We start from the raw sequence: 22,594 nt of genomic DNA, 5'->3' as shown, positions 1-22,594 counted from the left end.
TCAGGAGATCGTCCCATGAGTTTTTTAGTGACCCGCAAGGCGCCGGATTTTTCCGCCACCGCCGTCATGCCCGACAATTCCATGAAACCTGATTTCAACCTTGCAGATTATCGTGGAAAATACGTTGTTCTGTTTTTCTACCCCTTGGATTTCACTTTCGTGTGCCCGTCGGAAATTCTGGCCTTCGACAAGTCCCTGCCGGAATTCAAGACCAAGAACTGCGAAATCATCGGCGTTTCCATCGATTCACAATTTTCCCATTGGGCATGGAAGAACACCCCGGTCGTCCAGGGCGGCATCGGTAACATCCAGTTTCCGCTGGTTGCCGATCTCGACAAGAACATTTCCCGCCAGTACGGGGTGCTGCTCGAAGCAGGCATGGCCCTGCGCGGCACCTTCCTGATCGATCGCGACGGCATTGTCCGCCACGCCGTCGTCAACGACCTGCCCTTGGGGCGCAATATCGGCGAGGCCCTGCGCATGGTCGACGCCCTGCAGTTCCACGAAAAGCACGGCGATGTCTGCCCGGCCAACTGGGAAGAAGGCAAGGAGGCGATGAAACCCACCGCCACCGGGGTCGCCGATTACCTGTCCAAACACAACGGATGACCCTGCGTCGATTCCGCTGTCAAATTTCGGCATAAATTTGGGAAAGGGGGAAAGTCCCCTTTCCCCGCTGGACAAGATTGTTTATTGTTTGGCGTGTTCATGCCTGTTTTTGGGGCCTATCGTGCCCCGTGTCCGCACAATTTTCTCAAACCACCAGGAGGAAAAAGAGCCATGACCCAGAAAAACGAAGTGTACAAATGCGCCCTCTGCGGCAATATTGTCGAGATTCTTCATGCCGGGGCGGGCGAATTGGTCTGTTGCGGCCAGCCCATGGCCATGATGGCTGAAAACACCGTCGATGCCGCCAAGGAAAAGCATGTACCCGTGATCACCAAGGTTGCCGATGGCTACAAGGTATCGGTCGGCTCCGTTCCCCATCCCATGGAAGAAAAACACTGGATCGAGTTCATCGAGCTGATCGCCGACGGCAAGGTCTATCGCCAGAATCTCGCTCCGGGCCAAGTTCCGGAAGCCATTTTCTGTATCAAGGCGGACCAGGTGTCCGCCCGTGAGTATTGCAACCTGCACGGCCTGTGGAAGGCCTGATCCCATCTAACCAAGGAGAACACCATGAAAAAATATACCTGTGTCGTCTGTGGATACGAATATGATCCGGCCAATGGAGATCCCGACAACGGCGTTGCTCCCGGCACTGCCTTCGAGGATATTCCCGAAGATTGGACCTGTCCGCTCTGCGGTGCCGGCAAGGACCAGTTCGAAGAAGCCTGATCTTCTGCGTATCAAAGAAAAAGGAGGTATCCCGGCCGGCATGCCGAACCGGGATACCTCCCAAGCTGTGGCCGCGCCCTCCTTTCTCCCTTCTCTCTTCCCGCCCGTAGATCAGTCGCGCTGACGCCGCCCCAGGCGTCGGCCGGGTCGAACCAAACAGCCGCTTGCATTGTGCCGATCGTCGAATCCCGGTCGATTGCCGCTTGGACGGCGCACCGGGCAGGCCGACAGCTCCTCCCGAGAACCGCTCAAAAGCACGTTTGACTTCCCGGCCGGACCGCCGGGCAAAAAAACACGCGGTCGTTCCAGCCGCAATCAGGCTGCGGATACGCGCTGCAGAACCAGGCTGATTTTTGCCAAAACCACCTGTTCGTCGATGGGTTTGGCCATATGGTCGTTCATGCCGCTGGCCATGCACTTGTCGATGTCTTCCTTGAAGACGTTGGCGGTCATGGCGATAATCGGGATGTTTTTGGCGCGTGGATGCCCCATCTCCCGAATGGTGCGGGTCGCCTCGTATCCATCCATCACCGGCATTTGCAAATCCATGACGATGAGGTCGTAGCGTTCGGGCTGCCGCTCGAACATCCGGGTCGCCTCAAGGCCGTTGATGGCCGTGTCGATCTGGATGCCCGTCTGCTCCAGCAAGGCGATGAAAATTTCGCGGTTGAGGGCCACGTCCTCGGCCAACAGCAAGGTGTAGCCGGAAAAGTCGGGAACGGCCGGAGCGGGTTGCCGCTCCGCAGACATTACCTGGTATTCACCGCCTTCGACCGTCTCCCGCACAGCCCTGGTAATCAGGGTGGGAAAGAGGGGAACGGCCAGAAAACGGTGGAGGCCGAGTTCCGCCGCGGCCTGTTCCATGCCGGACCACGCCGAGAACGGCGCCGTCACCGTCACGGTTTCCGGGCGCACCCGCCCCTGCAGCCGTCGCAAGAGTTCCAGGCAGGACACGTCGGGCAGCTGGGCGTCGATGAACACGACATCGTAGGGCTGTCCGGCCGCGTGCGCTTCGCCGAGCAGCCTGGCGGCCGTATCGCCGGTTGCGGCGGTGCGGCAGTCACCGATTTCAAGCGTTTCCGCAACCGTCCGAAACAAGGCTCTTGTTTCCTCATCGCCGCTCGCTGCGAACAGGCGCAAATTTCTGGGCCGCGTGTCCCCTGTGAACGACAGGGGGGTATGGGACGGGCGGCGTTCCAGTTCCACCTCGAAAAAAAAGGTTGAACCTTGCTCCGGCTGCGACTCGACCCACATCCGGCCGTGCATCTTCTCCACAATGGTCTTCGAGATGGCCAGTCCCAGACCCGTGCCGCCAAAACGGGCGGCAATGCTGGTGTCCGCCTGTTCAAAGGGGTTAAACAGACGGGCGGTCTGCTCCTGGGTCATGCCGATGCCGGTATCCGACACCATGAACCGCAGAATGCTGCTGTCGCCCTTGCGAAGCAATTGCGTCACCGACAGGCTGATCTCGCCACGGTCCGGCGTGAACTTGACCGCATTGGCCAGCAGATTGGTGATCACTTGGGAAAGGCGGAGTTCATCGCCGCTGTAGTTCAGGTGGAGATTCTGACCAAGCCGCACCCGGAGCCGCTGCTGTTTTTGCTCGGTCTTGTCGACGATCAGGTTGCAGATCTTGATCAGCATCTCCTCAAGATTCAGCGGCCCGTGGCTCAATTCAAACTTGCCGGCCTCAATCTTGGACATATCGAGAATGTCGTTGATCAGGCCGAGCAGGTGGGCGGCCGACGCGCCGATGGCATCGAGACAGTAACGAAGCTTCGACGTGTCGTCGGAGAGTTCGGCGATCTTGCCCATGCCGATGATGGCATTCATGGGCGTCCGCATCTCATGGCTCATGCGGGAAAGGAAATCGCTTTTCGCGCGGCTGGCCTGTTCCAGTTCACGAGTACGCACCGCGACAATGGTCTCCAGGTTTCTGCTCATTCTCCGATTCTTGACCAGCAAAAAGAAGACGGAAGAAAAGCCCAACACCAACAGCAGAAGGGCGGCGAGCATGTACGGCATCACGTCTTTGAGCAATTTGCTGTTGTAATCGAAAACCTTGCGTTTCCAGCGTTCCGCCGTGGCGTCCAGATCGATGTAGCGCTGCGCTTTATTGAGGATGGATTGCAGCACCACCTCGTTATTGTTGAGGCCGAATTCGGAATAGGAGGGATACTGGAACACAATGTTGGCCTTGAATCCTGGCTTTTCCAGGTAGTTGGTCAGGGAGAGCAGCAGGTTCTGGGTCCCCATCAACAGATCGATCTCTCCTTGTTCAAGCGCCAGAAAGGCATCGTAGTAGGTGAGGTAGGTGCGGGTGTGCATGCCCTCCGGAAACCATTCGTGAAACAGTTCGGCATGGGCCGATTCCTTCACCAGCCCCACGTTCATGTTCATGATTTCGTTAATGTCCGCGTCGGGGAAGTCGGACCTGGACAACAAGGCATAGTTGTCCAGGCAATTGGGCTCGTTAAGCCAGAGAAAGCGGCCCTGCCGACCTTTGGAGCGGAGCAACTCGGAAACCAGGGCCACGTCGCCCCGCTCAAGCCAAGCCAGCAACTCCTCCCAAGCGGTCTCCGGTGCATTGGCCACCCTGAAGCGCAGGCCGGTAAGGCGCGAGACCTCTCGCAGCACGTCAACAGCAATACCTTGAAAGGCATCGTCTTTTTCGTTGTAGAACGAAATGGGATAATTGTCGTTTTCAAAACCGACTGGAATCGCAGTAGCGATCGTGCTGTGTTGCTCTATATATTTTTTTTCTTGATCGGTAAGAAACTTTTTAATTTTGTATCTCTGGTAATCCTCAGCTCCTTGCTTGTACAAGGCCGATATATCGTACAGGCCGTCGGCATCGAGGTATTTTTGGATAACAGAGATAAATGGTTTAAGATCCTGATTATTTGTTGTTACAGATAACGGAGAGTACGTAATGGGAAAATAATTTTCAGTTTTTATGAAATCATACTCATCAAATATTGATTCAACGGAACTCTCGTCTATGTAACAGTCTATGGAGTTATTTTTGAGAAGATCGATTGCCTCGTTTTCATTCGATACAAACACGGGCTCAAACTGATAATTCCACGATATTTTCACCATATCGTACGTTGTACTTCCCACAAGAAAAGCAGCTTTTATCAACCTCTCCTTGGATATGACGAATATTTTGTCAAAATTTCTATTCGTAAATATTTTGATAGTCCTTTGTATCATCGGACTTGTCATGTGATATATTTTCGTTCTTTCCGGGTTAGGACTCAGTTCTCCGGTAAAATCTATTTCATTTTCTTTTAATTCGACATTAAGGTCATCCCACCCGTACATGCGTGGCGAAAAACGAATACCAAAAAGATAAGAAAACCGGTCGCACAAGAGCTTCGAAAATCCTTCAATTTGGCTATTTTCACCCACAAACGATTCAGTTGTCCGGTTTACTCCATAAACAAATTCTTTTCTGCTGTTCTTAATAGCCTCTATAGAGGCGATCTCATGCTTGGTAATCCCAGGAATATCCCGATATGTTTCATATGAAAAATACGTTTTTTTACCTATTTTTTGTTCTGCACGACACGATCCGAGTAAAAAAATAAAAATTATGGATAAAACGATATGCACTATGCGCATCGAGGTTCCCCGGAACAATGCCACCAAAATGAATTTTTATCTCTTGCCCTTTACTCCAGCACGACAACCTACCCCGGAGGGACAGTGTTTGCAGAGAAAGAAATCGGTTTATCCCAGTGTCACCAACTTTTGTATCGGCCTTTCCAATTTTTCGGCCACAAGCCGAACAGATTATACCACATAGAGACAAGCGGAATCGCCTCTTATTTCGTTTAAAGCGCAGAGCTATGCAAACACACTCCTGTGCACAGTCAGCAACACGATTTTTTGTAGAAGAATACAGGCCGATTCGCGATATTCTTGCCCACCAAATTCAAAGTTCTTTGAACAGATAATTGATTTGCAAGGAGGTCGAGTAGATACCAGGAGAAGAGAAGCTTTGGCAGGCGAGCGAGGAGGTGCGTCGCGCACCGGAATTGAAGATCAGGAGAGAGCGGCAACCTCAAGGAAGTCGGGATGCGGTCGGCAGGGAACGGTTTGCGGCTCAGCTGGTGGAGGAGATAGGCGCGATGCCGCTTTTTGCAAGAGATGCCTGCGGTGTTACTGTCGGCCGCAGCAGGGGGTGGCAAGGATTCTGTCATACATCCGCCGCACCACTTCCTCGACCGCCAGGCCGGTGGAATCGATGCTGAGGGCGTCAGGGGCAGCCTTGAGCGGGGCGATGGATCGTTCCCGGTCGTCCCGATCGCGTTGGATGATCTGGGCCAACAGCTGTCGTTCATCCACCTGCTCGCCCTTGCCCCGCAACTGGGCGGCCCGGCGCCGGGCCCGCACCTCGGGGCCGGCGTCGAGAAAAAATTTCCAGGCCGCCTTGGGAAAGACCACGGTCCCGGTATCGCGGCCCTCGGCCACGATGCGGCCGCCGGCACCGATTTCCCGTTGGAGGCGAGTCAGGGTCTGCCTGACCAGGGGCAGGGCCGACACCCTGGAAGCCAGCATCCCCATTTCCGGGGTGCGCAACTGGTTGCCCACCTCCTGGCCGTCGATTAGCACGCGAACATCGTCCTCTCCCGGATCCGGCGGCAGCAGTTCGATGCAAAACGTCGCCAGCAAGGCCCCCAGCCGGTGATCGTCGGCCGGGTCGATCCCTTTTTGCCGGCACTGGAAGGCCACGGCCCGATACATCGCCCCGGTGTCGAGATAGGTGAAGTGCAGCTTGGCGGCCAGAGCGCGCGACACGGTGGATTTGCCGCCGCCGGACGGACCGTCGATGGTGACAATCCGCTGTTTATCCACGACCATATCCCAAATCTTGCCGGCACTTGCCCAAAGCGGTGACAAATCGTTGGTTTTCCGCAGCCGTGCCCACCGTAATCCGGATGAATTCCGGGTAGCCGTAGGCCTTCATCGATCGCACGATCACCCCTTGGTACAGCATGGCCTCGTACAGGCGGGTGGCGTCGCCGCCGACATCGATCAGGAAAAAATTGGTGTGCGACGGATACGGGCGGCACCCCAATTCAGCCACCGTCTCGCTCAGCCAGGCACGACCCTCCGCGGTCCCACGCAGGGTCGCGTCATAGTGTTCCCGGTCGTCCAAGGCGGCCAAGGCGCCGGCTTGGGCCGGAAGGTTGATGTTGAACGGCTGCCGGACCCGATGGAGCAGGTCGGCCACCTGCCGGTGCATCACCCCGAACCCGACCCGCAGGCCGGCCAGGCCGAAGGCCTTGGAAAAGGTGCGCAGGCTGACCACCGCCGGAATCCCTTCCGGATTGCGAATGAAACCCAGGATGTCGATGCGCTGGCCCGGATCGACAAAATCGACATAGGCCTCGTCGACCACCACGATCACCGATTCGGGCAGACCCGCCAAAAACCGGGAAAACCGCTCGCGGCCAATCAAGGTACCGGTGGGATTATTAGGATTATCGATAAAAATCAGGCGAGTACGGTCGGTGACCGCCCGGGTGATCGCCTCCAGGTCATGCTCCATTTCCTTCAGTGGAATGACCACGTTGTCGCCGCCCCGCACCTGGACGAACTTCTGGTACATCAAGAAGGACGGATGGCTGGTGATCACCGCGTCGACGGTGCCGACAAAGGCCTTGACCAGAAATTCGATCACCTCGTTGGAACCGTTGCCGAGCACGATTTCCTCCGGTGCCGCCCCGATCCAACGGGCCACGGCCTCTGCCAGGTAGTAGCTCGACCCGTCCGGATAGCGATGCAGATTGTGCAGCATGGCGCCGATGGCGGCAACCGCCTTGGGCGACGGTCCCCAGGGATTCTCGTTGGAGGCCAGCTTGATGGCGTTGGTGATACCGTACTCCCGCTCCAGCTCATCCATGGGTTTGCCGGGTGGGTAGGGGACGATGGCCGCGATGTGTTGGGGTACTGGAAGCTGCATGATCAGGCGAGCGCCGGTTTTTTTCCAACAACGCCGGCACGTTGCTCAAGGTTATGGGCCGCGCGCAACAAAACGGCCTCGTTGAAGTGGGCAGCCTGTAACTGCATGCCGATCGGCAGCCCGTCCCGGCTGAAGCCGCAGGGCACCGACATGCCGGGTATGCCGGCAAGATTTGCCGAAAGGGTGAGGATGTCGGAAAGATACAGCGCCAGGGGATCGTCGGCCTTGTCGCCGATCTTCCAGGCCGGGGTGGGGGTCACCGGCGAAACCATCAGGTCGCAGGCGGCAAAGGCCTTGGCGAAATCCTCCTTGATCAGGGTGCGCACCTGCGACGCCTTCTTGTAAAAGGCATCGTAATATCCGGACGACAGCGCATAGGTGCCGATCAAAATCCGCCGCTTGACCTCGTCGCCGAATCCGTGGGAGCGGGTCCTATTGTACATCTCGATCAGGGAATCGGCGGAACGGTCGCGAAAGCCGTACCGCACCCCGTCGAAACGCGCCAGGTTGGAGCTGGCCTCGGCCGGGGCGATCAGATAATAGACGGCCACGCAATAGTCGGTGTGCGGCAGGGTGACCTCGACCAGTTGGGCTCCGGCCTCTTCCAGCATGGCCATACCCCGGCGGACCGCCCGGTCCACCTCGGGGTCGAGTCCCTGGCCGAAATATTCACGTGGAATCCCTATTTTGATCCCCTTGAGCCCATCCTGCAGGGCGTGGCAATAGTCGGGCACCGGTTGGTCGATGGAGGTCGAATCCAGCGGATCGTGGCCGCTGATGGCGTTCATCATCAAGGCGCAGTCGCGGACATCCTTGGTCAACGGGCCGACCTGGTCGAGCGAGGAGGCAAAGGCCACCAGGCCGTAACGCGATACCCGGCCATAGGTGGGCTTCATCCCCACTGTGCCGCAGAGCGAGGCCGGTTGGCGAATCGAACCGCCGGTGTCGGAGCCCAGCGAGGCGAAGCATTGGTCGGCGGCCACGGCTGCGGCCGAACCGCCACTGGAGCCACCGGCCACGTGGCCCGGCTTCCAGGGATTGTGTGGCACCTTGAAGGCGCAGTTTTCACTGGTGGACCCCATGGCGAATTCATCCATGGCCAGCTTGCCGAGCAGAACCGATCCGGCCTGGGCCAGCCTGGTGACCACGGTGGCGTCGTAGGGGGCGACAAAATGCTCGAGCATGCGGGAACCGCAGGTGGTGGGCATGGTGGTGGTGCAGAGCACATCCTTGATCGCCAGGGGGATGCCGCACAGTGGGCCGGCCTGGCCTTTTTTGCGCGCGATATCTGCCTGTTCGGCCTGGCGTAGCGCTCCTTCGCGGTCCAAGGCCAGATAGGCCTGCACTTTGGGCTCGACCGCGTCGATCCGGGCCAGCACCGATTCGGTGAGGGCCATCGAGCTGACCTCGCCGGTTTCGAGCATCCGCAGCGCCTGCTGGACGGTTAACGAAAAATATTCCATGGGAAATAGATAGTTAGAAAATGCGGGAAGGGGGCCTTTTTCAACCGATGACTCGCGGCACCACGAAGGATTCGCCGTTCTGCTCGGGTCCGTTGGCCAGGGCCTGTTTCCGGGGAAGGGAAGGGCGCACCTCGTCGTCGCGAAACGCGTTGACCACCTGCTGGGTGTGGGTGGTGACCGCCACGCCGTCGGTATCCAACTCGTCGAGCTTGGCCACGTAGTTGAGAATGACGTTGAGTTGTCCGGTCATCCGGTCCACTTCGGCGCCGCTCAGGTCGAGGCGGGCCAGTTTGGCCACATGCCGAACTTCGTCTCTGGTTATCTTCATGGGCTGCTGTATAGGGGAAGAACGTTGAACAGTTGCGTTTATCCGCAGACGAACGGCTACTGTTTATACAGCGAATAGGTGGAAAGAACAACCCCTGCAAAAATTTCAACCAGTTCGACGTCGAATTGGGTGCCGGCACAGCGGCGCAGTTCTCCCACCGCTTCGGCCGGGGTGAGGTTGTTTCGATAGTTGCGGCGCGAGGTCATGGCGTCGTAGCTGTCGGCAATGGTGATGATGCGGGTGAGGGTGTCCAGCTCGCCGCCGCCGATCCCATCCGGGTAGCCGGAGCCGTCGAGCTTTTCATGGTGATGGCGGATGATGTCCCGTTCCCGATCCATGAAGGTCAGGGGCTCGATGATGCTCGCCCCGATGCCGGGATGTTTCTTGATCAGCTCCCATTCCACCGGGGTCAATGCCCCGGCCTTCTGGATGCAGGAAAGGTCGATCACCAGTTTACCGATGTCGTGGAATTGAGATGCCCGGCGCAGCACGACGATGTCTTCGTTGCTCAGGCAGGCTTCTTGGCCGAGCAGCAGGGCCAGCTCCGTTACCCTGTAGGTATGGCCGGCGGTGTATCCGTCCTTTTCCTCCATGGCGACCTGCAGGCTGGTCATGATCTGTACGGTCGCGTTTTCCAGATGGCTGCTGTACTGCTCCAACAGGAGATTTTTTTCGGCCAATTCGTGGGTCTTGGCCTGGACCTCGATTTCAAGCTGCCGCTTATAGGCCTTCTCCTGCAGGAGAAAGTGCCGCTTTTCCGCCGCCCGCTTCACCTTGATGTGAAACAACTCGATATCGACAATGGGTTTGGTGAGAAAATCGTAGGCGCCAAGATGAATGGCCTTGACCGCGTATTCCATGGACCCGGCACCGGTCAGGAAAAGCACGGGGATATCGACCTGTTGCTGGTTCAAACGCTCCAGGGTCTCGAAACCGTCCATACCCGGCATGTTGATATCGAGCACTATGACGTCGAATTCATCCGAGACATATTCCAGCACCTGGCGGCCCGATTCGACCGCTACGACATCGTGGTGGAACATGTGGAGAATCTTCTGGATCGCCGACCGAACCAGGGTGTCATCATCCGCTATGAGAATTTTCGATCTCATATTCCCGAATTATTGCTGTTAATGATTTTGGATCGGTTTTTTCCTGGGAAAGGTCTCTTATAAAAATGCCGCAAAAAAAAGTATTATTCAACCATTGGTTTCGTCGAACAAAAAAAACAGAATGGAAGGCTGTGAGGTACAAAATTTTATATACAAACAAAGATGGGGAAAGCGGGAGGGGAACCGTCGTTCCAGGGGAAAAATGAGGTTATCGGCCGTTGCCCGCTGCCCGGAGTCTGCCGGGCCACAGCATCACCTCATCTTCGGTGACGATCATGTCCATGGGGATGTCATGGTCCTGGGCCGGCAGACACTCCACCATCTGGCAGGAAAAAGCGAGTCCGATCCTGATGGCTTGCGGAGCGCGGACCAGAAAGCGATCGTAAAATCCCATGCCGTAGCCGAGGCGGTGGCCGTTGCGGTCGAAAACCGTTCCCGGAATCACCGCCGCTTCAATCAAGGCTGGCTCCATCCTCCGGGAGTGGACCAAATGGGACAGGGGTTCGGGAATTCCCATGTAGCCGGGGGCAAGATCGCGGGCCGGGTCGGTGATGGTCACCACCATCATGTCCGATTCTTCCGGCACGCTCACGGGAACACAGACGGTTTTGCCCTGTGCAAGCCAGTGGTCGATCATCGGGAAGGTCTGCACTTCGCTCCGAAAATGGCAGTAGGTAAAGACGATTATTTTTGGGATCAGCAGCCAGTGAGCCAGCAGGGAGGCGGCAATCCGCTTGCTCCTGGCTTGCCGTTCCGCTGGAGGCAGAAGGTCGCGGCGCGCCATGATCGTCTTGCGCATCCGGCCGCGTTCGCGGGAAAGGGCGTCAACCATGCCTGGCTCCCATGCGTAGAACGTAGAACGGGAATAAAAAAGGGCGGCATCTTGCGAATGCCGCCCCCGAATCGATCGACTTGGCGATTACATCGGCAACAATAGCTTGTTGGTGTCTTCGTTCCAGGTGACCACCAGGTACCAGATGGTGCAGAATGCGAGGATCAGGGCCATGGTGTAGCCGTATCCCAAGGCATCGGGCAGATAGAGATATTTGCCCAGGTAGCCCTTTTCCTCGAAATTGTAGGCGGAAAACCAGGCCACCATCAACGAGTTGCTGATGGAGAAGAAGGGCACGACCACCCAAAGCTTGATCTGGCCTTCGCCGACCCGCCAAAGCGCGCCCGAGCCGCAGCCGCCGGCCAGCATGGCGCCCAGGCCGAAGATAAAACCGCCGACCACGCCGCCCCAGCCAAAGGTGCCGCGGACATAGTTCATCGGGTCGAGCACCGGATCGCCGCCCAAACGGGTGGCCACGCCGTATTTCAGCACCGCGGCGCCGACGGCGACAATCAGGATCGAAAGTGCCACCGATTTAGCCATCTTGCAGTCGCCGGTCATGTGCGGTTCGCGAAAGCCTTGGATCATGCACCAGCGGCCGCGCTGCATGGTGTAGCCGAGCCCGACGGCGATCAGCAGGATGCCGGACAGCGAGGTGATGTATTCGACGAAATCCTCGCCCTTGAAGGTGGCATAATAGTGGGCACACCACACCACGCCGACCAAGCCGGCGATGCCGAAAATCAACTGAATGAAAAACGGAATTTCCAGGGTCCAGGAACCGCCGCTGCCCCAGCTGATATGCTCCATTTCCTTGTACAGCAGCCACAGGCCGAGCAAAACGCCGGGCAGCAGGCCAACCCACATGGCAAAGCCGTTGGCGGCGAGGTTGCCGATGGCGTTATACATGCCGCCGACGTTGCAGCCGCCGGCCAGGGCAGCGCCGATACCCATCAAGATGCCGGCGATGATGCCCTTGACATATTCCCGGATCGGGGGAAAACGGAAGGCGAACTGGCCGCCCAGACAGGCGGAAATGAAGGCGCCGGCGATAAAGCCCAAACCGATGACCGAGCCGGTGTTGAACAGGATCGACTTGGTCAGGATCTTGTCGCCGTCTTCGTTGACGAAACCGACCAACTCCGCCAGATCGCCGTTGAAGATACCCGCATGCCACAACATCCAATCGCCCCAGTTGCGGATCGCGCCCACCGCGCCCCAGGGGCGCCACCAGGCCATAATCAGAATACTGAGCAGGGCCACGAGAATGCCGGTCATCGTCGGATTCCATTCCTCCTGACACAGCACTTTGTATAAGTGTTTGATTTTTTGCCACAATACCTTAAGATCTTCCATTTTCTTTCAACAGCCTCCTTTTCCCTGAAATGATAACTGCTCCCAAATAAATATCTTTCAACAAACCAACTTAACTTTGCTTCAAATCGGCAAAAATACCGTTGCCCTTCGCATTTGTCAACACATGCAGCCGCACTGATTGCACGGGCGTGCTTGCTGACACTCATCCTCTTCCGTTCGCCTTTTTTCCCGTCTGGAAACAGTGCCGTCCGTCCATGTTTCTATCTTGACAACCTAATTTTTTATCTATATTCTAAATCGTCTTTTTTTGTGTAAAAACGATTCTTGCCAAAAAGTATTTTCTTTAAGGAGAACACGATGAGTGACGTAAAATTAGCACCTGAAGGTCTGGCTGTCGCTTTGGTTTTGGATGCTCGTGGATTGAGCTGCCCCATGCCGCTGCTGCGGACCAAGAAAGAAATCGGCAAAATCAAATCCGGTGAGATTCTCCACATCCAGGGAACCGACCCCGGCTCCCGTAACGACATTCCGGGTTGGTGCGACCGTGCCGGCCACGAGTATCTTGGTGAGAAGGAAGAAGCTGGCTACATGAGCTTTTATATCAAAAAAGGATGATCACACATCTTTACAATCCTTTTGAAGGAGGAAAAAGCCAATGGCTGCCGATCCAAACAAATTAGGGATTTTCGTCACCAGCCCGCAACACATGCGCCACATCTTGGGTATTGCCAAGGCTGCGGTGCGCGCCGACAAGAAGGTAATGGTCTTCTTTACCTTCAAGTCCATCCACCTGACGAAAAATCCTCTTTTCTATGAGCTGACCCAACTGTGTGCCGTCGAAGATATCGCCATCTGCGCCGACAGCTATATATGTGAAGGGTTTGACAACGTCAACGATGTTCCCCGTGGTCTGATCGACAAGCAAATGCGGACCCAAGCTTTCCATGGTGCCATTCTTGACGAATGTGCCAAATATATCGTCATGTAAGGAGATGCGAAAATGGAATCATTGAAAGTATATATCCTGATCGCCAACCGTGTTTACAATGACGGTATTCGCTCCGGTCTTGGTCTTGCCGTGGAAAACCATTACGCCTTTCCCGTCATCATGAATGGCGAATTTCCCCGTTTTTCCAACTATATGTCGGAAAACATTGCCTGGATCGCCGACATGGAAGGCCAAGTGTTCAGCTGTGGCGCCGAAGCCCCGACCGATCTGCCCGAGGGAACCGAGATCGCCAATATCTCCCTTGAAGAGCTTGGCGAGCGGATGAGAGAGGCCGATTTCATCATTCCGTATGGTCTTCCCAAGCAATCCCATGAGCCGCCCGCGGCTTGCAGCGAATAATTGAGAACACTCTGGAATGGTGATGCCATGAAAATATTGCAAGTATACAAATCCGAGCCCACCGAGGATGTCAAAAAACTGGTCGAGATCCTCAATCGCGACCGCGTTGCCGATGAATTCAAGCTGTATATCGGCGAGCCGAATTACGACATTCTTGTTCAGAAAATTTTTGCCAACGACAAAACCGTTTGCTGGTGGTAAACACCGGTCCAACGGCAATTGCAGTCAAAACCCCCGCCAATTGCATGTTGGCGGGGGTTTTTTTTGTGCCTGGCTCCTTGTCTAAGCCATCCCCATTTTTTCGAGGAGATAATCGTGAAAAAATGGGCGAAAGGATCTAATTTTCAGGTTTTCCCTGGAAGGATGCACCCTGTTGGTCAGCAGTACAACCACCAACTCCCGTTCGGGATCCATCCACAGCGAGGTGCCGGTGAACCCCAAATGTCCCACACTGTTGGGTGAAAAATGGCGGCCGCTGCTTGATTGGCCGGGTGTCGGCCGGTCAAAACCCAGTGCCCACTGGCCTGAATCGTCGCTCCATTCAAGCGCATAACGCAGCAGCTGGTGGGAAAAGGCCGGGTGATGTGTCTTGCCCAGCCAACAATCCAGCAAACACTCGCCCAGCGTCAAGACAGCTTCAGCCGTGCCGAACAGGCCGGCATGGCCGGCCACGCCGCCCATGAGCCAACAATGCTCATCGTGCACCTCCCCCTGAATCACCCTGTGCCGCCATGGGCACAGCTCGGTTGCCGCTATTTTCTCTTTTTCGCCTTGGTCGATCGAACCGACCGGTAAAAAGCCGAGACACCGGTCCAGCCGCAGCGGGCCGGTTACTGTTTGTTGAAAAAAAAGCTCGAGCGGCTGCCGGGCTTTTTGTTCAAGCAGTCGTCCAAGCAAGATAAAACCGAGATCACTGTACAGACATTTCGATCCTAGGGGGTGAACCAGGGTTTCGGCCAGGATATGGCGATGGAGGCATGGAATATTTTCCGGAGTTGCATAAGGTTCGAATCGCTGAAAATACGGCTGATAGGCAGGTAAACCGGATGCGTGATGGAGGATATCGCGGATGGTGATGGCCGACTTTTCAGGAGAGGTGTCAGCGGACAATTCCCTGAGAGCTGTACTTTCCCAGCGAAGCCGCCCAGCATTGATGAGGGCTAGTGTACACAATGTGGTGCATAAAGGTTTGGTCAGCGAAGCCAGATCAAACAAAGTGGTTAAATCCACCTGCCTGGCTAAATGATCGGACCGGGTCGAGCCACAGGCAAACATGCCTCTATACCGCAGCTTGTTGCCGACCACGCTGACCGCGGCCGAAACCCCGGAACATACCCCATCCGCCACTCCACTCTCACAGGCGTTTTTTAAGGCTGTATTTAACTGTTTTTTCATATTTTTGTTGAATGGAAAATCCTATTATTTGTTTGAAATTTCAGGTAGTTTCGAGTAGATTGGTCGGCTTGGGATGTTAATAAATTTGTTCACAACATGTGTATGTACATGTTGAAAAAAAACCACAGCGCCTTTCCCCATTGTTCCCAGCAAGGGACAAACCACCAACCCACACGATTGCCAACATAAAATATATAAAAAAATCAAACCAATAGTTCCTTAATCAACATCCTCACAGCCCTAACATCAACAACAATATATCTTTAAAAAAAGGAATAATCTTATGGCCTTCCAGTTCAATGTGAGCAGAGAGGATTTTCTTAGGGCCATCAGTGCTCAGCAAAATATAACCAGCAAAAAAGGGACGCTGGCCATCTTGGCCAACGTATTGCTCGATGTCAGGCCCGATCATATCGTCCTGACCTGCACCGACCTGGAAATCGGCCTCAAGCAAACCATACCGGCCGAAGTTTTTGAAACCGGAATATTGACCCTGCCGGCGAAAAAACTCTTCGAACTCGCTCGCGAATCCGGATCGACGACAATCTCCTTCAAGGAAATCGACAACCATTGGGTCGAGATCAGCGCCGGGTCGAGCCAGTATCGCCTGGCTGGCATGGTCGCGGACGAGTTTCCGCAGTTTCCGGCCTACAATGAAGACAACATGGTCGGAATCGAAAGCGAAATATTGGCAGATATAGTCGATAAAACAATATTCTCGATTGCACAAGACAAGGAGAATATGTTCACTTTGACTGCCGGTTTACTGCAGAAGGTGAAAAAAGATGACCGCCTGTACCTGAAAATGATAACCTCGGACGGCCATCGACTGACCATCATGACCAGGGAAGTAGAGGAGAATTTTGAAAACCTGCAGCTCAATCCGGTCACCCTTATTCCGCGCAGGGGCGTGCAGGAAATTCGAAAGTTTTGCGAGAATAAGACCAATTTTCTCTTTGGCGTTGAAGAAAAACAAGCGGTGTTGAAAAGCGACGATTCGCTGCTCATCATTCGCCTGCTGGAAGGAGATTTTCCCGATTTTCAAGGGCTGCTGAATATGCTGTCGAAGGAAAACTCCATTCATGTCAGCCGACTTCGCTTTCTGGAAGGATTGAAACGAATAAATTTGTTTACCGAGGATCTCTTCCATGCCATAAAAATGGAGGTTCAAGAAAACAAAATGGTGCTCACCTCGCAAAATGCTGATTTTGGATCGGCAAAGGATGAATTTGAAATCGACTATGCGGGCAATCCTTTGTCCCTGGGTTTTAATTGTCGATATTTTATAGAAAGCCTCCAGGTCATGGAAGGAAAGACCATTACCGCCAGCATTAACAATCAGGAAAGTCCCTGCATGATCACTTCGGAAGAGGACGAAGGCTTCCTTAGTGTGATAATGCCCATGAAGATCTGACATCAGATCTGTTTTTTTTCCGTTATCCAAGCAAGAAGGAAGAATGTGAAGGAACAAACAGAAAATTCTTATAGTGCCGAACAGATAAAAGTTCTGGACGGACTGGAAGCGGTCCGCAAAAGACCTTCCATGTATATCGGCAATACCGCCTCGGAAGGGTTGCACCACCTTATTTACGAAGTGGTCGACAACTCCATTGACGAGGCCTTGGCCGGTTTCTGTAGCGCGATCAGCATCGTTATCCACGAGGACAACTCGGTGACCGTGACCGATAACGGCCGCGGTATTCCGGTGGACATGCATCCCACCGAGCAGATGTCCGCCCTGGAACTGGTCATGACCACTTTGCACGCCGGCGGCAAGTTCGATCATTCCACCTACAAGGTTTCCGGCGGCTTACACGGTGTCGGAGTGTCGGTGGTCAATGCCTTGAGCGTGCGGACCGTGGCCGAAGTGAAGCGCAACGGCAAAGTCTATCGCCAAAGCTATGCTTACGGTGTCCGGGCGGGTGATTTGGAGATAATCGGCGAAAGCAGCGAAACCGGCACCACCATTTATTTCAAGCCCGACCCGGAAATTTTTACCGAAACCACCGAATTTCAGTATGAAATCGTAAAAAACCGGATGCGGGAGCTGGCCTTTCTCAACAAAAACATCCGCATCACCCTCAAGGACGAACGCGACGGGGCGGAGAACGATTTTTATTTCGACGGCGGCCTGGTCTCCTATGTCGAATACCTCAACCGTAACCGAACCTGCATTCACCCTGCCCCGATTCTCATTTCCGGCGAGCGGGACAATGTTCAGGTCGATATCTGTTTTCAGTATTTCGATGGCTATTCCGAACGCCTTTTTTCTTTTGTCAACAATATCAATACAAAAGAAGGAGGGTCCCATGTCGCTGGGTTCAGAGCGGCCCTGACCAAGTGCATCAACCGCTATGCCAGCGACGACGTGGTGCCCAAACATCTCAAGGAAAAGATGGGTGGCGACGATGTCCGCGAGGGCTTGACCTGCGTCATCTCGGTGCGGGTTCCCAACCCCCAGTTCGAAGGCCAGACCAAGACCAAGCTGGGTAATTCGGAGGTCAAATCGATCGTCGAATCGATCGGCAACGAAAAGCTGGGCGCCTACCTCGAGCAAAATCCAGCCGTGGCCCGCGGCATTCTCAGCAAGGCGGTGGAAGCGGCCCGGGCTCGGGAAGCGGCGCGCAAGGCCCGCGATTTGTCGCGCAAGAAGGGCAGTTTGTCGGTGTTGATGGCCGGCAAGCTGGCCGAGTGTCAAAGCAAGATCCCGGCCGAGCGCGAATTGTTCATCGTCGAGGGCGATTCGGCCGGCGGTTCGGCCAAGCAGGGCCGCGACCGGGCGATTCAGGCCATCCTGCCCCTGCGCGGCAAAATCATGAACGTGGAGAAAGCGCGCTTCGATAAAATTCTCGGTTCCGAGGAGATCAAGCAGTTGGTGGCCTCGCTGGGAACCGGGATCGGCAACGAGGAATTCGATATCGAAAAACTTCGCTACCACAAGGTCATCATCATGACCGACGCGGATGTAGACGGCGCCCACATCCGCACCCTGTTGCTCACCTTTTTTTACCGGCAGATGCTGCCGCTGATCGAAAACGGGCACATTTACATCGGCCAACCGCCGCTCTACCGCCTGGGTAAGGGGAAAAAGGAGCAATATTTCCTCAATGACGAGGCCTTGAACACCCACCTTTATTCGCAGGCAAGCCAGTTGATGCGCGTTCAGGCGGATCAGGGGCTGGCCATCGCCGAGGCCGACATGGTGCAGGTGCTGCGCAAGCTGTCCGCCTTTGACCGGGTCCTGGCCCATCTGGAGCGGCTGAACATTCCCGAGCAACTGGTTCTGCTGCTGCTCGAGCACGATGTCCATTCGGCCCGCCAATTCGGCGAGCGGGAATTCGTCGAACAGTTGGTCGGCCGTTTGGCTGAGCGCAATATCAAGGCCGGAGCCCTCAGAACGTGTGTCTGGCGTCCGGCCTGCCTGGAGTGCGAAGTCATGGTCCAGGGCCAAGGTCACCTGACCGCCACCCTTGGCCCCAACATTCCCCTGCTCAACGAATACCGCCACGCCCTGGAGCTGTACAAGACCATCAAGCCTTATCTGCAAGGTGGATTCACGGTGTTCAGGGCCGGGGCCAGCCAGGAAATAGCCCTGGCCGCGGACGACTGGCGGCGGCTGATCGAGTTGGTGCGGGAGGAGACCTTCAAGGGAAGCCACTTGCAACGATACAAGGGATTGGGTGAAATGAATCCGGAACAGCTGTGGGATACCACCATGAATCCCGCCAACCGGACCCTGATCCAGGTGAAGATCGACGACGTGGAACAGACGGACGATCTGTTCACCACCCTCATGGGCGACAAGGTCGAGCCGCGGCGCGATTTTATTCAGAATCACGCCCTTGAAGTCGCCGATCTCGACATCTAGCGGCCGCTCGTCGTCCGACCCCCTTCTGAAAGAATTGCTCAGGAAGTAACAATGACGGAACAATCGATAGAAAGTGGCCAGCAACCGGCCATAGCCATTTCCAGGGAGTTGCGAAAATCATACCTGGACTATGCCATGTCGGTCATCATCGGCCGGGCCCTGCCCGATGTCCGCGACGGCCTGAAACCGGTCCACCGCCGCACCCTCTTTGCCATGCGCGAGCTGGGCAACACCTATAACCGGCCGTATATCAAATCGGCCCGCATCGTCGGCGATGTCATCGGTAAGTTTCATCCACACGGCGACACTGCCGCCTACGACACCCTGGTGCGCATGGCCCAGGATTTTTCCATGCGCTATCCCCTGGTGGACGGGCAGGGCAACTTCGGCTCCATGGACGGCGATTCGGCCGCGGCCATGCGGTATACCGAAGCGCGAATGACCCGGCTCGACCAGGAACTGGTGGCCGATCTCGACAAGGAAACCGTCGATTTCGTGCCCAACTACGACAATTCCCTGCAAGAACCCTCGGTTCTGCCCTCTAAAATCCCCAATATCCTGATCAACGGTTCCGAAGGCATTGCGGTGGGCATGGCCACCAAGATCCCGCCGCACAACCTGACCGAGGTGATCGACGGCCTGATCGCCCTGGTGGACAACCCCGAGATCACGGTTCACCAGCTGATGGAAACCATCACCGGCCCCGATTTCCCCACCGGCGGCTTCATCTGCGGCCGGGCCGGTATCCGCGAGGCCTACGAGACCGGGCGCGGGGTGATCGTCATCCGCTCCAAGACCCATGTCGAACAGCGCGGCAACCACGGCGAATCGATCGTCATCACCGAGATCCCCTTTCAGCAGAACAAGGCGGCCCTGGTGGAAAAAATCGCCCTACTGATCAAGGAGAAACGAATCACCTCGATCGCCGACATCCGCGACGAATCGGACCGGCACGGAGTGCGGGTGGTGCTCGATCTGCGCGCCAACGAAATTCCGGACGTGGTCATCAACCAGCTGTACAAAATGACGCCGCTGCAAAAGAGCTTTGGCATCATTTTGCTGTGCATCGTCAACAACAAGCCGGAAATTCTCAATCTCAAGCAGATCCTCCAGTACTTTCTCGCCCATCGCAAAACCGTGGTCTACCGGCGGACCGCCTTTGAGCTGCGCAAGGCCGAGGAGCGGGCCCATATCCTTCTCGGCCTCAAGATCGCCATCACTCACCTGGACGAGGTGGTCGAACTGATCAAGGGTTCGGCCAACCCCGGCGTGGCCAAGGAGGGGTTGATCCAGCGTTTCGAGCTTTCCGAGATCCAGGCCCAGACCATCCTCGATATGCGCCTGCAACGCCTCACCGGCCTGGAACGTGATAAAATCGTCAGCGATTACAACGAAATCATCGATAAAATCACCTGGCTCAAACAGGTGCTCAGCGACGACAACCTGGTGATCCAGATCATCCGCGAGGAATTTGCCAAAATCCGGGAGGAATATGGCGACGTCCGCCGCACCGAAATCATCGATGCACCGGATGAGATCCTGCCCGAGGATCTGATCGCGCCCGAAGAAATGGTGGTGACCGTTTCCCATTCGGGCTACATCAAGCGCAATCCGATCAACCTGTATCGGGCCCAGCGGCGCGGCGGCAAGGGCGTCAAGGGCATGGTCACCCTGGACGACGACTTTGTCACCAGCCTCTACACCGCCTCCTCGCTCGATACCTTCCTGTTCTTCACCAACAAGGGCCGGGTGTTCTGGCGCAAGGTCTACGAGTTGCCGCTCGCCGGCCGTACCGCGCGGGGCAAGGCGATCATCAACCTCCTGGAACTGGGCGAGGGGGAAAAGGTGGCGGCCATCCTGCCGGTGGCCGATCTGGCCAACATGGACGACAGTGTCTCGGTGCTCACGGTCACCAAATTGGGCCGAGTGAAAAAAACCTTTATTTCCGAGTATAAACGCCCCTTGCGCAAGGGCAAGTTCGGGCTGACCATCCGCGACGACGATGAAATCCTATCGGCGGCCATCACCTCCGGCAACGACGAGATCATCCTGGTGACCCGCAATGGTTTGTCGATCCATTTCCATGAGAGCGATGTCCGGGCCATGGGCCGGCTCGCGGCCGGGGTCAAGGGAATCACCCTGGGCGAAGGCGACGAGGTGGTGGGCGTTGCCGTGCTGCAAAACGGCGATTCCATCCTCACGGTCACGGAAAACGGCTACGGCAAGCGAACGGCGGTGGCCGAGTATCCGCTGCAAAGCCGGGGCGGCAAGGGCGTGTTCACCATCAAGACCAGCGAACGCAACGGCATGGTGGTCGGCGTTCTCGTCGTGGACGACGAGGACCAGGTGATGCTGATCGCCAATTCCGGCCAGATCATCCGCATGCCGATGGACACGGTCCGGATTATCGGCCGCAACACCCAGGGCGTCCGCCTGATCAACCTGGCGGAAGACGAACTGGTGGTCGACCTGTCGATGCTTGCCCGGGAAGAGGGAGTCGATGGCGAAGACGACGATTTTGTCGAGGAGTACGACGATGAATAAGATCGCGATGATCGGGGCGGGAAGCTGGGGCACCGCCCTGGCGCTGCTGCTCGCCCGCAAAGGGATGCCGGTCGTGCTCTGGGACCACGACGCGGACCATGTGGCCCGGCTGGCCGCGGACCGTGAAAACAAAAGGTATCAGCCCGGCCACCCCTTTCCGGCTGAATTGCAGGTCACCGATTCCCTGGCCGCGGCGGTCAAGCAGGCCGACTGCGTGGTGATGGTGGTGCCCTCGCACGGATTCCGGGCGGTGTACCGCGCGGCCCTGCCCGAGATGCAGCAAGGAGCCCTGGTGGTTTCCGCAATCAAGGGGATCGAGATCGAGTCCGGCATGACCATGACCCAGATCATGCAGGCGGAAAACGATGCGAACAAACGACTGCAATTCGGGGTGCTGAGCGGCCCCAGCTTTGCCTCCGAGGTGGCCGAACGGCAGCCCACGGCGGTGACCGTGGCCTTTGCCGAGCCGCAGGCGGCGGAAACCGTGCAGCGATTGTTCTCCACCGATTATTTCCGGGTCTACACCTCCGGCGACGTCATCGGCCTGGAGATCAGCGCGGCGATGAAAAACGTGATCGCCATCGCCGCCGGGATCTGCGACGGGCTCAACTACGGCTTGAACACCCGGGCCGCGCTCATTACCCGCGGTTTGGCGGAAATTGCCCGGCTGGGAGTCGCCATGGGAGGAGAACCCCAGACCTTTGCCGGCCTGGGCGGCCTGGGCGATCTGGTGCTGACCTGCACCGGCAATCTCAGCCGGAACCGGACCGTGGGGCTGAAACTGGGGTCCGGGCTCAGCCTGGAGCAGGCCCTCAGCGAGATGAAAATGGTGGCCGAAGGGGTCAAGACCACCAAATCGTGCTACCAATTGGCGTCCGGTCTCGGGGTGGAGATGCCCATCCTGGAGCAGATGCATCAAATCCTCTACCACGGCAAACTCTGCCAGGATGCGGTGGTCGAACTGTTCCAACGCGACCTGAAGCAGGAGGCCGATGTGGCGAATCGTTGATCGCTTGGTAGAAGCACAACGATTTTAAGATCAAAGCGGGTGCGACACCCCCATGAAACCAGTCAG

The 22,594-nt window shown here is 56.3% G+C and carries 20 protein-coding genes; 11 read left to right on the top strand and 9 right to left on the bottom strand.

Going from position 1 to position 22,594, the window contains the following annotated elements; all coding sequences use genetic code 11:
- The first annotated feature begins 15 nt into the window (after window positions 1–15).
- From RMR13_RS05960 to rd, 3 genes are all read left to right on the top strand, one after another.
- A complete protein-coding gene (locus tag RMR13_RS05960) occupies window positions 16–609 on the top strand; it encodes a peroxiredoxin (protein ID WP_310599722.1) in 594 nt (197 codons plus the stop codon).
- A gap of 171 nt (window positions 610–780) precedes the next feature.
- On the top strand, window positions 781–1,155 hold the full coding sequence (locus RMR13_RS05955; protein ID WP_310599721.1) for a desulfoferrodoxin: 375 nt from the start codon (window positions 781–783) through the stop codon (window positions 1,153–1,155).
- A gap of 24 nt (window positions 1,156–1,179) precedes the next feature.
- Window positions 1,180–1,338: a rubredoxin gene (gene rd, locus RMR13_RS05950; protein ID WP_310599720.1), complete on the top strand. Its 159-nt coding sequence runs from the start codon at window positions 1,180–1,182 to the stop codon at window positions 1,336–1,338.
- Window positions 1,339–1,653: 315 nt separating this feature from the next.
- On the opposite strand, the gene RMR13_RS05945 is transcribed toward rd, so the two are convergent.
- The 8 genes from RMR13_RS05945 to RMR13_RS05910 all read right to left on the bottom strand — a co-directional run bounded on the left by RMR13_RS05945 (window position 1,654) and on the right by RMR13_RS05910 (window position 12,403).
- Entirely contained in the window at window positions 1,654–4,965 is a 3,312-nt protein-coding gene (locus tag RMR13_RS05945) for a response regulator (RefSeq protein ID WP_310599719.1), read from the bottom strand.
- Window positions 4,966–5,505: 540 nt separating this feature from the next.
- The gene (gene cmk / locus RMR13_RS05940) at window positions 5,506–6,207 is read right to left on the bottom strand and encodes a (d)CMP kinase (protein WP_310599718.1); all 702 of its coding nucleotides are present in this window, start codon (window positions 6,205–6,207) and stop codon (window positions 5,506–5,508) included.
- The gene (gene hisC / locus RMR13_RS05935) at window positions 6,194–7,312 is read right to left on the bottom strand and encodes a histidinol-phosphate transaminase (protein ID WP_310599717.1); all 1,119 of its coding nucleotides are present in this window, start codon (window positions 7,310–7,312) and stop codon (window positions 6,194–6,196) included. The genes cmk and hisC overlap by 14 nt, the downstream gene beginning before the upstream one ends.
- A gap of 2 nt (window positions 7,313–7,314) precedes the next feature.
- Window positions 7,315–8,775 (bottom strand): Asp-tRNA(Asn)/Glu-tRNA(Gln) amidotransferase subunit GatA, encoded by a 1,461-nt coding sequence (gene gatA, locus RMR13_RS05930; protein ID WP_310599716.1) that lies wholly within the window; start codon window positions 8,773–8,775, stop codon window positions 7,315–7,317.
- 40 nt (window positions 8,776–8,815) lie between these two features.
- Entirely contained in the window at window positions 8,816–9,103 is a 288-nt protein-coding gene (gene gatC, locus RMR13_RS05925) for an Asp-tRNA(Asn)/Glu-tRNA(Gln) amidotransferase subunit GatC (RefSeq protein ID WP_310599715.1), read from the bottom strand.
- 56 nt (window positions 9,104–9,159) lie between these two features.
- Window positions 9,160–10,215 (bottom strand): response regulator, encoded by a 1,056-nt coding sequence (locus tag RMR13_RS05920; RefSeq protein ID WP_310599714.1) that lies wholly within the window; start codon window positions 10,213–10,215, stop codon window positions 9,160–9,162.
- Window positions 10,216–10,423: 208 nt separating this feature from the next.
- Window positions 10,424–11,047: a 5-formyltetrahydrofolate cyclo-ligase gene (locus tag RMR13_RS05915; RefSeq protein ID WP_310599713.1), complete on the bottom strand. Its 624-nt coding sequence runs from the start codon at window positions 11,045–11,047 to the stop codon at window positions 10,424–10,426.
- Between the two features lie 87 nt (window positions 11,048–11,134).
- Window positions 11,135–12,403 (bottom strand): YeeE/YedE thiosulfate transporter family protein, encoded by a 1,269-nt coding sequence (locus RMR13_RS05910; RefSeq protein WP_310599712.1) that lies wholly within the window; start codon window positions 12,401–12,403, stop codon window positions 11,135–11,137.
- Window positions 12,404–12,721: 318 nt separating this feature from the next.
- Between RMR13_RS05910 and RMR13_RS05905 the strand changes: the two genes are divergently transcribed.
- Genes RMR13_RS05905 through RMR13_RS05890 form a run of 4 tightly spaced genes read left to right on the top strand, consistent with a single transcriptional unit; the run spans window position 12,722 to window position 13,913 of the window.
- Window positions 12,722–12,979, top strand: a complete 258-nt coding sequence (locus tag RMR13_RS05905) for a sulfurtransferase TusA family protein (RefSeq protein ID WP_309413372.1) — start codon at window positions 12,722–12,724, stop codon at window positions 12,977–12,979.
- A 40-nt stretch (window positions 12,980–13,019) separates the two neighbouring features.
- The gene (locus tag RMR13_RS05900; protein ID WP_310599711.1) at window positions 13,020–13,352 is read left to right on the top strand and encodes a hypothetical protein; all 333 of its coding nucleotides are present in this window, start codon (window positions 13,020–13,022) and stop codon (window positions 13,350–13,352) included.
- A 12-nt stretch (window positions 13,353–13,364) separates the two neighbouring features.
- Window positions 13,365–13,712 carry a hypothetical protein gene (locus RMR13_RS05895; RefSeq protein WP_309413374.1) on the top strand — a complete coding sequence of 116 codons (348 nt, stop codon included), beginning with the start codon at window positions 13,365–13,367 and terminating at the stop codon, window positions 13,710–13,712.
- Window positions 13,713–13,739: 27 nt separating this feature from the next.
- Window positions 13,740–13,913, top strand: coding sequence for a hypothetical protein (locus RMR13_RS05890; protein WP_309413375.1), 174 nt, complete (start codon window positions 13,740–13,742; stop codon window positions 13,911–13,913).
- Between the two features lie 81 nt (window positions 13,914–13,994).
- On the opposite strand, the gene RMR13_RS05885 is transcribed toward RMR13_RS05890, so the two are convergent.
- Window positions 13,995–15,107, bottom strand: coding sequence for a serine hydrolase domain-containing protein (locus RMR13_RS05885; RefSeq protein WP_310599710.1), 1,113 nt, complete (start codon window positions 15,105–15,107; stop codon window positions 13,995–13,997).
- Between the two features lie 283 nt (window positions 15,108–15,390).
- On the opposite strand from RMR13_RS05885, the gene dnaN reads away from it, so the two are divergent.
- From dnaN to RMR13_RS05865, 4 genes are read left to right on the top strand one after another with little or no spacing between them, the layout of a single operon-like run.
- Window positions 15,391–16,521, top strand: coding sequence for a DNA polymerase III subunit beta (gene dnaN / locus RMR13_RS05880; RefSeq protein WP_310599709.1), 1,131 nt, complete (start codon window positions 15,391–15,393; stop codon window positions 16,519–16,521).
- Window positions 16,522–16,566: 45 nt separating this feature from the next.
- The gene (gene gyrB / locus RMR13_RS05875; RefSeq protein WP_310599708.1) at window positions 16,567–18,975 is read left to right on the top strand and encodes a DNA topoisomerase (ATP-hydrolyzing) subunit B; all 2,409 of its coding nucleotides are present in this window, start codon (window positions 16,567–16,569) and stop codon (window positions 18,973–18,975) included.
- Between the two features lie 51 nt (window positions 18,976–19,026).
- A complete protein-coding gene (gene gyrA, locus RMR13_RS05870) occupies window positions 19,027–21,519 on the top strand; it encodes a DNA gyrase subunit A (RefSeq protein WP_310599707.1) in 2,493 nt (830 codons plus the stop codon).
- A complete protein-coding gene (locus RMR13_RS05865) occupies window positions 21,512–22,528 on the top strand; it encodes an NAD(P)H-dependent glycerol-3-phosphate dehydrogenase (protein WP_310599706.1) in 1,017 nt (338 codons plus the stop codon). Before gyrA ends, RMR13_RS05865 begins: the two co-directional genes overlap by 8 nt.
- The last annotated feature ends 66 nt before the right edge of the window (window positions 22,529–22,594 follow it).

It is taken from the genome of Desulfobulbus sp., assembly GCF_031547805.1.
In the GTDB taxonomy this organism is placed as follows: domain Bacteria; phylum Desulfobacterota; class Desulfobulbia; order Desulfobulbales; family Desulfobulbaceae; genus Desulfobulbus.
Note: the sequence above shows the minus strand (reverse complement) of the source record. Positions and strands in the feature narration are given on the sequence as shown.